Below are 11,855 nucleotides of genomic sequence, written 5' to 3'. Positions count from 1 at the left end.
CCCGACGCTCCCGCAGCTCCCGGCGCTCCCGCCGCTCCCGCCGCGACGCCGTCGCAGGCGCGCATCGCGCTGCGCTCGGTGCGGCGCTCGGTCGCGGCATCCGCTCGCTCGGGCCTCGCGGGGGTGCGGCGGGCCGGCACCGCCGTCGGCGCGTTCACCGCGCCCGTCACCGGGGTCATCACGCCCGTCGGGCGGCTCGTGCTCGCCGCCGCGGTCGTGTCGCTGGGCCTCGCTTGGGCGCTCGGCTGGATCGAGCTCGCCTTCGTCGGTGCGACGCTGCTCGCCGCCCTGCTCGTCGCCGTGCCGTCCGTGTTCGGACGGATGCGCTACCGGGTCGAGATCGAGCTGCAGCCGCGGCGCGTGGTCGCGGGGGAGCGGGCGCTCGGGCGGCTCGTCGTGCACAACGCGGCCGACGCGGCATCCGTGCCCTCGCAGCTCGAACTGCCCGTGGGCCGCGGACTCGCCGAGTTCGTGATCCCGTCGATCCCCGCCGGCGGCGAGCACGAGGAGCTCTTCGCCGTGCCGACGCAGCGCCGGGCCGTGATCGTGGCCGGCCCCGCGGCGTCCGTTCGCGGCGACCAGCTCGGCCTGCTGCGCCGCGAGGTGCGCTGGACCGATCCCGTCGAGCTCTTCGTGCACCCGGTGACCGCCCGGCTGAAGCCGTCGGCGGCCGGGCTCGTGCGCGACCTCGAGGGCGAGGTCACGAAGACGATCACGAACAACGACATCTCCTTCCACGCGCTGCGGGCGTACGAGCCGGGCGACGCGCTGCGCAACGTGCATTGGCGCACGTCGGCGCGCACCGGGCAGCTCATGGTGCGGCAGTACGAGGAGACCCGTCGGTCGCAGCTGCTGCTCGTGCACGCCACGAGCGCCGCGCACTACGCGTCGGACGACGAGTTCGAGCTGGCGGTGTCGGTGCTCGCCTCGCTCGGCGTCCAGGTGATCCGGGATGCGACGCGGCTGGCGGCCGCGACCGATCGGCTGCGCCTCGACACGGCCACGCCCACGGCCCTCCTCGACGACACGAGCCGGATCGAGCCGCTCGAGGCCGGCGCGGCACCGGTGCGCGACGTCGTGCGGGAGGTCGCGAAGCGCGTGCCCGCGCCGAGCGTCGTGATCGTCGTGGGCGGCTCGCGGGCGCCGCTCGCCGAGTTCCGCGCCGTCGAGACCGTGTTCGGGTCGGACACGCAGGTGCTCGTGTTCCGCGCAGAGCGGGGCGCCGCGTCGCGCATCACGCGGCTGGGGGAGTCGACCGTCGTGACCGTGGGGGCGCTCGACGAACTGCCGCGTCTCGTCAGGAGGGTGCGACCGTGACCCGGATCGGCCGCAACGCGCTCGTCGACCTCGCCGTGCTCTCGGCCCTGTCGCTGCTCGCGATCGCGGGCTACGAGACGAGCCTCGGCGGTCTCGGCTTCCTGCTCGCCGCCGTCGCCGGCGTCGTCGTCGGCACGCTCGCGGCCCTGCTCGGCACGTGGTGGCGCCTCAACGTCGTCACGACGGTGCTGCTCGCCATCGCCCTCTACTTCCTCGTGGGCACCCCGTTCGTGCTGCCCGAGGCGGCGCTGTTCGCGGTGCTGCCGAGCCCGACCTCGCTCGCGGGGCTCGCCGTCGGAGCGGTGTACGGCTGGGCCGACATCCTGACGATCGCCGCGCCGGTCGAGGCACCCGCATACGTGGCCGCGGTGCCGTACGCGGCGGCCACGGTGGTCTCGCTCGTCGGCGGGCTGCTCGTGCTGCGGTGGCTGAGCGTGCAGCGCACGCCGCTCCGGGCTGCCGTCGCGCTCGTCGGTCCGGTGCTGCTCTTCCTCTCCGGCATCCTGCTCGGCACCGACGAGGCGTTCCTCGGAGCCGTGCGGGGCGTCGCGGTCGCGGCGATCGCGCTCGCCTGGCTCGCCTGGCGCCGCGGCGCGCAGGTCGAGGCCGCGGGTGACGGCGCCGGGCGGGTGCGCCGTCGCAAGCTCACCGGTTCGGCGACGGTCGTCGCGGGCGCCGTCGTCATCGGCGCGGTCGCCGGGCTCGCGCTCTCGCCGATCGCGCCCGACCGGTTCGTGCTGCGCGACCAGGTGGTGCCGCCGTTCGACCCGCTGCAGTTCCCGAGCCCGCTCGCGGGGTTCCGCGAGTACACGAAGGACCTCGCCGAGGAGCCGTTGTTCACGGTCTCGGGCCTCGAACCCGGCGACACCGTGCGACTCGCGACCATGGATTCCTACACGGGCCGCCTCTGGAACGTGGCCGGTCCCGGGCAGTCCGCAGCGGACGGCGGGTACGCGATCGTCGGCACGACGCTCCCGGCGCCCGAGCTCGCCGACCTCGGCAGCGGCCGCTCGATCGAGGTCGAGGTGCTCGCCTACGACGACGTCTGGCTGCCGACCGTCGGCTACGGCTCGGAGCTCGACCTGCTCGATGCCGGCACCGCCCGGCGCGCGGGCGACGTGCGCTACAACGCCGCCGCGGGCACGGCGGTGCTCACGAGCGGCGCCGCCGAGGGCACCCGGTACCGCGTCGAGTCGCGGATCCAGCGCGAGCCGGACGACCGGGACCTCGCCGACGTGCCGGTCGCGCAGCTGCCGCTGCCCCTGGTCGAGAACCTGCCCGACGTGGTCGCCGCCAAGGCGGACGAGTACGCCGCCGACGCGACGAGCCCCATCGAGCAGCTCCGCGCGATCGAGCGCGCCCTCAAGACGAACGGCTTCCTGAGCCACGGGCTCGCGAGCGACGCCGTGCCCTCCCGCGCGGGCCACGGCGCCGACCGGCTCATCGAGCTGTTCACGCGCACGCAGATGGTGGGCGACGCCGAGCAGTACGCCGCGGCGATGGCGCTCATGGCGCGCCATCTCGGCTACCCGGCGCGTGTGGTCATGGGCTACGCCCCAGAGGTGGCAGAGGGCGCGGAGTACACCGAGGTGCTCGGCTCCGACGTGACCGCCTGGGTCGAGGTGCCGTTCGAGGGCGTCGGCTGGGTCTCATTCCGCCCCACGCCCGACAACGTCGACGTGCCGCAGGAGCAGACGCCGAAGCCCAAGTCCGAGCCCCAGCCGCAGGTGCGCCAGCCGCCGCGCGCCCAGCAGGCCGACGACGAGCTGCTCACCACGGTCGAGATCGACGACACCGACGACGAGGACAGAGACCACCCGTTCCAGTTGCCCGCATGGGCGTGGGCGATCATCGCGAGCCTCGGCATCCCCGCTGCGATCGCCGTGCTGCCGATGCTCGCCGTCGCGCTCGCGAAGCGCCGCCGCCGCGCCATCCGTCGCCGGGGCACGGGAGATCGCCAGGCGGCCGGCGCCTGGGAGGAGCTCGTCGATCGCTACGCCGAGCTCGGCTTCGATCCGCCCGAGCGCGCGTCGCGGCTGCAGACGGCCCGCGCGCTCGAGCGCCAGCTCGACGAGCAGGGCCTCGGCGCGGTGCGCACGGGCGACGGCGGGGTGCACCTCGCGACGCTCGCGGCGACCGTCGACCGCGACGTGTTCGGCGCGGGCGACGTCGGCGCGCCGGCCGTCGAGCAGCGGTGGTCCGAGGCGGATGCCGCGGCCGCGGCGGTCGCGGCGGCCGCGGGCCGGCTCCGGCGATTCGTGGCCCGGTACCGGCTGCGGCGTCGCGGGCGGCGCGATTAGGGTGGGGTCGTGAGCCGGCCCGACTTCATCGTGCCCCCGCCGGGCCTGATCCCGGATCCAGCGGCGCCGCACCCGGCTGGCGGCGCCACGGCGAATGAGCGCACCGTTCGCGTGCCCGCGGCCGACCCGCCGGTTCCGGCGCCCACCCCGATGCCGGTGCCCCCGCCGTCTGCGCTTCCGTCCGGTCCGCCGCGTCCCGCCGCGCCCGCCTGGCGCCTCCGCGGGGCGGGCGGCGTCGACGTGCGAGTGGACCGCGGCACCGTGCTCGGCCGCGACCCGCTCGTCGACCCCGCCTCGGGACACGCGGCCGTCGCGCTCGCGGATCCCGCCCGTTCGGTCTCGAAGACGCACGCGCTCGTGCAGGTCGTGGCGGGTCGCCTCGTCGTCACCGACCTGGGTTCGACGAACGGGGTGCGGATCTGGCCGCTCGGCGACGGGCCCGCCGACATCCCGCCGAACGTGCCGACCGAGGTGCCCGACGGTGCCACGCTCCTGCTCGGCGACCTCGGATTGCAGGCGGAACGGGTGCCCGGCGACACGGTGGTAGCCTGAGGGGGTGCGTGCGGCAGCCCTCCTCCTTCGGTGCCGCGGCGGGGCCTCGTTCTAGGCCGTCCCCCGTCGCGGAGTCTGTCGTCGGCTGAATCCACGATCCGAAAGAGACGCTGCCCCTATGAATGACGCCATCGCACCGGCATCCGGCCCGCGCACCCTGGCCGAGAAGGTCTGGGACGCCCACCTGGTCAAGAAGGGCGAGGACGGCACCCCCGACCTCATCTACATCGACCTGCACCTCGTGCACGAGGTCACGAGCCCGCAGGCCTTCGACGGCCTCCGCCTGGCCGGCCGTCCAGTGCGCCGCCCCGATCTCACGATCGCGACGGAGGACCACAACACGCCGACGCTCGACATCGACAAGCCCATCGCCGACCTCACGAGCCGCACCCAGATCGAGACCCTGCGCCGCAATGCGAAGGAGTTCGGCATCCGCCTGCACTCGCTCGGCGACAAGGAGCAGGGCATCGTGCACGTCGTCGGCCCGCAGCTCGGGCTGACCCAGCCGGGCATCACCGTCGTCTGCGGCGACTCGCACACCTCCACCCACGGCGCGTTCGGCGCCATGGCGTTCGGCATCGGCACGAGCGAGGTCGAGCACGTCATGGCCACGCAGACCCTGCCCCTCAAGCCCTTCAAGACCATGGCGATCAACGTCGAGGGATCGCTGCGCCCGGGCGTGACCGCGAAGGACATCATCCTCGCCGTCATCGCCAAGATCGGCACCGGCGGCGGACAGGGCTACGTGCTGGAGTACCGCGGCAGCGCCATCCGCGCCCTCTCGATGGACGGTCGCATGACGATCTGCAACATGTCCATCGAAGCCGGCGCACGCGCGGGCATGGTGGCGCCCGACGAGACGACCTTCGCCTACCTGAAGGGCCGTGCGCACGCGCCGCAGGGCGCCGACTGGGTCGAGGCGGTCGCCTACTGGCGCACCCTGCCCACCGACGAGGGCGCGGTGTTCGACGCCGAGGTCTTCATCGACGCCGACGAACTCGAGCCGTTCGTCACGTGGGGCACGAACCCCGGCCAGGGCGTGTCGCTCAGCGACGTCGTGCCCGACCCTGCCTCGATCGACGACCAGCACGAGCGCGCCGCCGCCGAGCGTGCGCTCGAGTACATGGCCCTCGAGCCCGGCACCCCGCTGAAGCAGGTGAAGGTCGACGCGGTCTTCATGGGCTCCTGCACGAACAGCCGCATCGAGGACCTGCGCGCGTTCGCGTCGATCGTGCAGGGCAGGAAGAAGGCCGACGGCGTGCGCGTCATGGTCGTGCCGGGTTCCGCCCGCGTGCGGCTCGAGGCCGAGGCCGAGGGCCTCGACAAGGTGTTCGAGGAGTTCGGCGCCGAGTGGCGCTTCGCGGGCTGCTCGATGTGCCTCGGCATGAACCCCGACCAGCTCGCCCCGGGCGAGCGCTGCGCATCGACCTCGAACCGCAACTTCGAGGGGCGCCAGGGCAAGGGCGGTCGCACCCACCTCGTCTCGCCGCTCGTCGCCGCGGCCACCGCCATCCGCGGCACGCTCTCGAGCCCGTGGGACCTCGAGCGCGACGGCGCTCCGGGTCCCGAGACGCCCGTTCCGGCCTACTCGACCAGCGGCGCAGAGGAGAAGTGACCATGGAGAAGATCAGCACCGTCACCGGCACCGCGGTGCCGCTGCGCCGCTCGAACGTCGACACCGACCAGATCATCCCGGCGGTCTTCCTCAAGCGCGTCACGAAGACCGGATTCGACGACGCCCTCTTCCACGCCTGGCGTCAGGACCCCGAGTTCATCCTCAACCGGCCCGAGTACCGGGGCGCGTCGATCCTCGTCGCGGGCCCCGACTTCGGCACCGGGTCGAGCCGCGAGCACGCCGTCTGGGCGCTCCGCGACTACGGCTTCCGGGTCGTCGTCTCGAGCCGCTTCGGCGACATCTTCCGCGGCAACGCCGGCAAGCAGGGCCTCCTCGCCGCGCAGGTCGCGTACGAAGACATCGAGCGGATCTGGGAGGTCATCGAGGCCGACCCGGGAATAGCCGTGACCGTCGACCTCGTTGAGCGTACGGTGAGCGCGGGTGCGCTCACCGTGCCGTTCGACATCGATGACTACACTCGGTGGAGGCTGCTCGAAGGGCTCGACGACATCGGGCTCACCCTCCGGGACGAGCAGGCCATCGCCGAATTCGAGTCACATCGTGCGGCGTGGCGGCCGAAGACGCTCCCCATCAGGGAGCCGGCAGAATCAGGGAGCCTGTGAACACACTCGTGGACGACGCGAAGCAGCACGGAACGGCAGTGGGACTGCCCGTCGATCGCATCACGATCAACGGCGGCAAGCCCCTGCGCGGGCGCATCGAGCTGAAGGGCGCGAAGAACCTCGTCACCAAGGCGATGGTCGCGGCGATCCTCGGCGACACGCCCAGCGTGCTCAAGGACGTCCCGAACATCAGCGACGTGCAGATCGTGCGCGGCCTCCTCGAGGTGCACGGCGTGACGGTGACCGAGGGCATCGAACCCGGCGAGCTCGTGCTCGACCCGTCGGCCGTCGAGACGGCGCACATGGCCGACATCGACGCGCACGCCGGTTCCTCGCGCATCCCGATCCTGTTCTGCGGCCCGCTGCTGCACCGCCTCGGCGAGGCGTTCATCCCCGACCTCGGCGGATGCCGCATCGGCGACCGTCCCATCGACTTCCACCTCGAGGTGCTGCGCAACTTCGGCGCCATCGTCGAGAAGCTCCCGAGCGGCATCCGCATGTCGGCGCCCACGGGGCTGCACGGGGCCAAGGTCTCGCTGCCGTACCCGAGCGTGGGCGCGACCGAGCAGGTGCTGCTCACGGCGGTGCTCGCCGACGGCATCACCGAGCTCTCGAACGCCGCGATCGAGCCCGAGATCATGGATCTCATCAACATCCTGCAGAAGATGGGTGCGATCATCACGGTCGACACCGACCGCGTCATCCGCATCGAGGGCGTCGACAAGCTCGACGGCTACACGCACCGCGCCCTCTTCGACCGCAACGAGGCCGCCAGCTGGGCCGCCGCCGCCCTCGCGACCGAGGGCGACATCTTCGTCGGCGGGGCGCGCCAGGCCGAGATGCTCACGTTCCTCAACGTGTTCCGCAAGGTCGGCGGCGACTTCGAGATCGAGGACGACGGCATCCGCTTCTTCCACCCCGGCGGCGAGCTCAAGCCGGTCATCATCGAGACCGACGTGCACCCCGGCTTCATGACCGACTGGCAGCAGCCCCTCGTGGTCGCCCTCACCAAGGCCAAGGGCGTGTCGATCGTGCACGAGACCGTCTACGAGCAGCGCTTCGGCTTCGTCGACGCGCTCGTCGAGATGGGCGCCTCGATCGAGGTGCACAAGGAGTGCCTGGGCGGGCGCCCGTGCCGCTTCGGCCAGCGCAACTTCAAGCACTCCGCGGTGATCTCCGGCCCGTCGCAGCTGCACGGCGCCGACATCGAGGTGCCCGACCTGCGCGGCGGCTTCAGCCACCTCATCGCGGCGCTCACCGCCGAGGGGCGCTCGACCGTCTCGAACGTCGGCATCATCGCGCGCGGCTACGAGAACTTCATCACGAAGCTGGAGCTCCTCGGGGCGGACTTCGCGCTCGAAGGATAATGGGGGAGTGCCACTCCACGACTCGTCTCCCGACGCTGCGCAGAAGCCGCGTTCCGAGAAGCGCCGACCCTCGTTCTTCTGGTTCCTCGCGGTGCTCGTGCTGCCGCTGTGGAACGTCTCGGTGAAGTACCGCTTCCACGGTCGTGAGCACCTGCCGCAGTCGGGTGCGCTCGTGCTCGCACCCAACCACTACAGCGAGATCGACCCGCTCGTCATGGGCGTCGCTGTCTGGAAGCTCGGCCGTGCGCCGCGCTTCCTCGCCAAGGCCTCCCTCTTCAAGAACCCCGTCCTCGGATGGTTGCTGCGCACCTCGGGCCAGATCCCCGTCGAGCGCGCCGGCAGCCAGAGCCACGCCGCGCTCCGGGCGGCCGAGGAGCTCGTCGAGAAGGGCCGCATGGTCATCGTGTACCCCGAGGGCTCGCTCACCCGCGACCCCGACCTGTGGCCGATGCGCGGCAAGACCGGCGCGGTGCGCATCGCGCTCGAACGCGGCATCCCCGTCATCCCCGCCGCCCACTGGGGCACGCAGGCCATCCTGCCGCGCTACGGCAAGAAGCTGAGCCTCTTCCCGCGCAAGACCGTCGACGTGATCATCGGCGAACCCCTCGACCTGTCGAAGTACCGCGATCGCGGGCTCGACCAGGCGACGCTCCTCGCCGCGACCGGCGAGCTCATGGACGCCATCGCCGCGCTCCTCGGCGAGCTGCGCGGCGAGCAGGCTCCCGCGCAGCGCTGGGATCCGACGCAGCACGGCCAGAAGGAGACGGGGCGCCTCGATGGCTAGGCCGCCGCGTCGCGGCCCGGGCAAGCGGGTCGCCGTGCTCGGCGCCGGCAGCTGGGGCACGACCTTCGCCAAGATCCTCGCCGACGGCGGCGCCGACGTCATGATCTGGGCGCGACGCCCCGAGCTCGCCCGCGAGATCCAGGAGGCCAAGCGCAACAGCGACTACCTCCCCGGCGTCAACCTCCCGATCAACCTGCGCGCCACCGCTCGGCTCGACCTGGCACTCGCCGGCGCCGAGCAGGTGTACGTCTCGGTGCCGAGCCAGTCGCTGCGCGAGAACCTCATCGCCGCCGAGCCGCACCTGCACGCCGAGGCCACGATCGTGTCGCTCATGAAGGGCGTCGAGAAGGCCACCGGCCACCGCATGAGCGAGGTCATCGCCGAGGTGCTGCCGATCTCCGAGTTCAAGATCGCCGTGATCTCCGGTCCCAACCTCGCCCTCGAGATCGCGAAGGAGCAGCCGACGGCGGCGGTCGTGTCGTCGACGAGCCTCGAGACCGCGCAGGCCGTGGCATCCATCGCCCGCAACCGCTACTTCCGCACCTTCGTCAACACCGACGTGATCGGCACGGAGTTCGGCGGCGTGCTGAAGAACCTCATCGCCGTCGCCATCGGCATCGTCGACGGCGTCGGCTACGGCGAGAACACGAAGGCGTCGATCATCACGCGCGGCCTCGTGGAGATGACCGACTTCGCCGTCGCCTTCGGGGCGCATCCCGAGACGCTGTCGGGCCTCGCGGGACTCGGCGACCTCATCGCGACGAGCCAGTCGCCGCTCTCGCGCAACAACACCGCGGGCCGGCTGCTCGGGCAGGGCTACCACCTCGCCGACGTGGTGAACCAGATGCAGCAGACCACCGAGGGGCTCGCGTCGGTCGGGCCGATCCTCGAACTGGCGCGCGCGAAGGGCGTTGCGATGCCCATCGTCGAACAGGTCCGGCAGGTGCTCGCGGGCACGCTCGACCCCAAGGACATCGCGCCCCACCTCACGACCGACGACGAGCCGCAGGGTGAAAGGACGATGGATGGACAAGCTGAGGGTGGTACTGCTCTTCGGCGGGCGGTCAAGCGAGCACTCGATCAGCTGCGCCACAGCGGGCGGGGTGCTCCGGGCGATCGATCGTGACCGCTACGAGTTGATCCCCGTCGGCATCACCCGCGAGGGCGCGTTCGTGCTCGAGGCCGACGACCCCGAGCGCTTCGGGCTCGACCCGGAGCACCTGCCCGAGGTGGCCGACAACGGCACCCGGGTGCGCTGGCCCGAGAGCGCCGCGTCGCGCGAGCTCAGCGTGGTCACGGCGAGCGGCGAGCAGACGTCGCTCGGCGAGGTCGACCTCGTGTTCCCGATCCTGCACGGCCCGTTCGGCGAGGACGGCACCATCCAGGGCCTCTTCGAGCTCCTCGGCCTGCCCTACGTCGGCTCCGGCGTGCTCGCGAGCTCCCTCGGCATGCACAAGCACTTCACCAAGACGGCGCTCGCCGCGGCCGGCATCCCCGTCGCGCCGTGGCGCACGGTCACGGCGCGCGAGTGGGCGGATGACGCGGCGCGCGTGCGTGCCGACGCGGCATCCCTCGGCCTGCCCATGTTCGTGAAGCCCGCCCGTGCGGGCTCCAGCGTCGGCGTGAGCAAGGTCACGGATGCCGCGGGCCTCGACGCCGCCCTCGAGGTCGCGTTCGCCGAGGACGACACCGTGCTCATCGAGTCGGCGGTGATCGGACGGGAGGTCGAGATCGGCGTGCTCGGCGGCGCCCCGGGGGAGCGCCCGCGGGCGTCGGTGGCGGGCGAGATCGTGCTCACGGGCGACGGCTTCTACGACTTCGCCGCGAAGTACCTCGATGCGCCGGGCGTCGAACTCGTGTGCCCCGCCGACCTCGGCGAAGGGCGGCTCGACGAGATGGCCGACCTCGCGATCCGCGCATTCGAGGCGATCGGGGCCGAGGGCCTCGCACGTGTCGACTTCTTCCTCACCGACGAGGGCTTCGTGGTCAACGAGCTCAACACGATGCCCGGGTTCACCCCCATCTCGATGTTCCCGCGCTGCTGGCAGGAGTCGGGCGTGACGTATCCCGAGCTCATCGACGAGCTCATCCGCGTGGGCCTCGCGCGCGGCGTGCGACTCGGCTGAGTCCGTCGGGCGCCGCCGGCCCGGCCACGGCCGGGTCGCCGGCACGGTCCGCCGCGTCCGCGGCTACTGCACGTCGCCGAGGTTCGTGCACTCCCGCTCGGCGGGGATGACCGACACCGCGGCCGAGAGGTCGGAGATCGCCGTGCTGCCCGAGACCACGTCGTTGTCGACGAGCACCTCGACCGCCGGCGTGCGTCCGTAGGTCGTGAACAGGTAGCGCGGCGCGTCGGACTCGTCGATGATCCAGTCGACGCCGTCGACGCTCACGCACCGCTCCGTCGTGGGTCCGGGCGGTGTCACGCCGCAGCGCAGCAGCACGGATGCCGGTGCGCCCCACGCCCCCGTGCCCTGCGCGTTCGTCTCGCGCTGGGCGAGTCCCGCGACCTCGTCGGGCAGGCGCACGACGACGGCGGCGCAGTCGGGGTCGGTCGCCTCGGGCGCGGTCTCGAAGGGCACCGCCTGGCTGCAGCCCGCGAGCACCCCGACCGCGACGACGGCGAGTCCGAGCGCGGCGCCGCGCACCGCGGAGCGGGGGGTTCGGGGAAGGCGTGCGGGGCGGCGGGCGGCGGGGTGCGACATCCCGTTCAGGCTACCGTGGGAGGCATGGAGCAGCCTGATCCCGCGAGCGAGCACGAGTCCATCGCGGCGCTGGGGGAGTCCGCGGTGCTCGCCCGCATCCTGCCTCGCCTGGAGTCGGGGTCGGCGTCGCTGCTCGGTCCGGGCGACGACGCCGCGCTCGTGGCCGCGCCCGACGGACGCTTCATCGTGACGACCGACATGATGATCCACGGACCCGACTTCCGCCTCGCCTGGTCGACGCCGTTCGAGCTGGGCTGGAAGGCGGCCGCCACGAACCTCACCGACGTCGCCGCGATGGGCGCCGTGCCCACCGGGCTCGTCGTCGCCATCGCCGCCCCGCCCGAGCTCGACGTGCGGGTGCTCGAGGGCATCGCCGACGGGCTGCGCGACGCCGTCGCGACCCTGGCACCGGGTGCCGGGGTGGTGGGCGGCGACCTCTCCGCGTCGTCGGTGCTCACGATCGCGGTGACGGCCTTCGGCGACCTCGAGGGGCGCGCGCCCGTGCTCCGCTCCGGCGCGCGCCCCGGCGACGTCGTCGCCCACGCCGGCGCGCGCGGCGACGCGGCACGCGGGCTCGCGCTGCTGTTCGCCG

11 protein-coding genes are annotated in these 11,855 nt (G+C 72.7%); 10 read left to right on the top strand and 1 reads right to left on the bottom strand.

What is annotated here, in order from left to right:
- The 9 genes from EDM22_RS18725 to EDM22_RS18685 all read left to right on the top strand — a co-directional run.
- The coding region (locus EDM22_RS18725; protein ID WP_245989554.1) for a DUF58 domain-containing protein at positions 1-1,317 on the top strand (1,317 nt) is incomplete at its 5' end.
- Positions 1,314-3,617 (top strand): transglutaminase TgpA family protein, encoded by a 2,304-nt coding sequence (locus EDM22_RS18720; protein ID WP_122938594.1) that lies wholly within the window; start codon positions 1,314-1,316, stop codon positions 3,615-3,617. The genes EDM22_RS18725 and EDM22_RS18720, both read left to right, overlap by 4 nt.
- 9 nt (positions 3,618-3,626) lie before the next feature.
- Positions 3,627-4,169 (top strand): FHA domain-containing protein, encoded by a 543-nt coding sequence (locus tag EDM22_RS18715; protein WP_122938593.1) that lies wholly within the window; start codon positions 3,627-3,629, stop codon positions 4,167-4,169.
- 118 nt (positions 4,170-4,287) lie between these two features.
- Positions 4,288-5,784, top strand: coding sequence for a 3-isopropylmalate dehydratase large subunit (gene leuC / locus EDM22_RS18710; protein ID WP_170964208.1), 1,497 nt, complete (start codon positions 4,288-4,290; stop codon positions 5,782-5,784).
- Between the two features lie 2 nt (positions 5,785-5,786).
- Positions 5,787-6,407 (top strand): 3-isopropylmalate dehydratase small subunit, encoded by a 621-nt coding sequence (leuD, locus tag EDM22_RS18705; protein WP_122938592.1) that lies wholly within the window; start codon positions 5,787-5,789, stop codon positions 6,405-6,407.
- Complete coding sequence (gene murA / locus EDM22_RS18700; protein WP_170964207.1) at positions 6,404-7,774, top strand: UDP-N-acetylglucosamine 1-carboxyvinyltransferase; 1,371 nt, start codon at positions 6,404-6,406, stop codon at positions 7,772-7,774. Before leuD ends, murA begins: the two co-directional genes overlap by 4 nt.
- A gap of 7 nt (positions 7,775-7,781) precedes the next feature.
- Entirely contained in the window at positions 7,782-8,558 is a 777-nt protein-coding gene (locus tag EDM22_RS18695; protein ID WP_122938591.1) for a lysophospholipid acyltransferase family protein, read from the top strand.
- On the top strand, positions 8,551-9,684 hold the full coding sequence (locus tag EDM22_RS18690; RefSeq protein ID WP_122938590.1) for an NAD(P)H-dependent glycerol-3-phosphate dehydrogenase: 1,134 nt from the start codon (positions 8,551-8,553) through the stop codon (positions 9,682-9,684). Before EDM22_RS18695 ends, EDM22_RS18690 begins: the two co-directional genes overlap by 8 nt.
- On the top strand, positions 9,584-10,684 hold the full coding sequence (locus EDM22_RS18685) for a D-alanine--D-alanine ligase family protein (RefSeq protein ID WP_122938589.1): 1,101 nt from the start codon (positions 9,584-9,586) through the stop codon (positions 10,682-10,684). The genes EDM22_RS18690 and EDM22_RS18685 overlap by 101 nt, the downstream gene beginning before the upstream one ends.
- 63 nt (positions 10,685-10,747) lie before the next feature.
- Here EDM22_RS18685 and EDM22_RS18680 read toward each other — a convergent pair whose 3' ends face one another.
- Positions 10,748-11,263: a DUF3515 domain-containing protein gene (locus EDM22_RS18680; protein ID WP_122938588.1), complete on the bottom strand. Its 516-nt coding sequence runs from the start codon at positions 11,261-11,263 to the stop codon at positions 10,748-10,750.
- 24 nt (positions 11,264-11,287) lie between these two features.
- On the opposite strand from EDM22_RS18680, the gene EDM22_RS18675 reads away from it, so the two are divergent.
- The coding region (locus EDM22_RS18675; RefSeq protein WP_245989553.1) for a thiamine-phosphate kinase at positions 11,288-11,855 on the top strand (568 nt) is incomplete at its 3' end.

Origin of the sequence: Agromyces tardus, from assembly GCF_003710805.1 — a bacterium.
In the GTDB taxonomy this organism is placed as follows: Bacteria; Actinomycetota; Actinomycetes; order Actinomycetales; family Microbacteriaceae; genus Agromyces; species Agromyces tardus.
Note: the sequence above shows the minus strand (reverse complement) of the source record. Positions and strands in the feature narration are given on the sequence as shown.

What these genes read in the sequence shown, in the direction of transcription:
- leuC (WP_170964208.1), top strand. Translation starts at nt 4,288, where the DNA reads ATGAATGACGCCATCGCACCGGCATCCGGCCCGCGCACCCTGGCCGAG.
- leuD (WP_122938592.1), top strand. Translation starts at nt 5,787, where the DNA reads ATGGAGAAGATCAGCACCGTCACCGGCACCGCGGTGCCGCTGCGCCGC.
- EDM22_RS18690 (WP_122938590.1), top strand. Translation starts at nt 8,551, where the DNA reads ATGGCTAGGCCGCCGCGTCGCGGCCCGGGCAAGCGGGTCGCCGTGCTC.
- EDM22_RS18685 (WP_122938589.1), top strand. Translation starts at nt 9,584, where the DNA reads ATGGACAAGCTGAGGGTGGTACTGCTCTTCGGCGGGCGGTCAAGCGAG.
- EDM22_RS18680 (WP_122938588.1), bottom strand. Translation starts at nt 11,263, where the DNA reads ATGTCGCACCCCGCCGCCCGCCGCCCCGCACGCCTTCCCCGAACCCCC.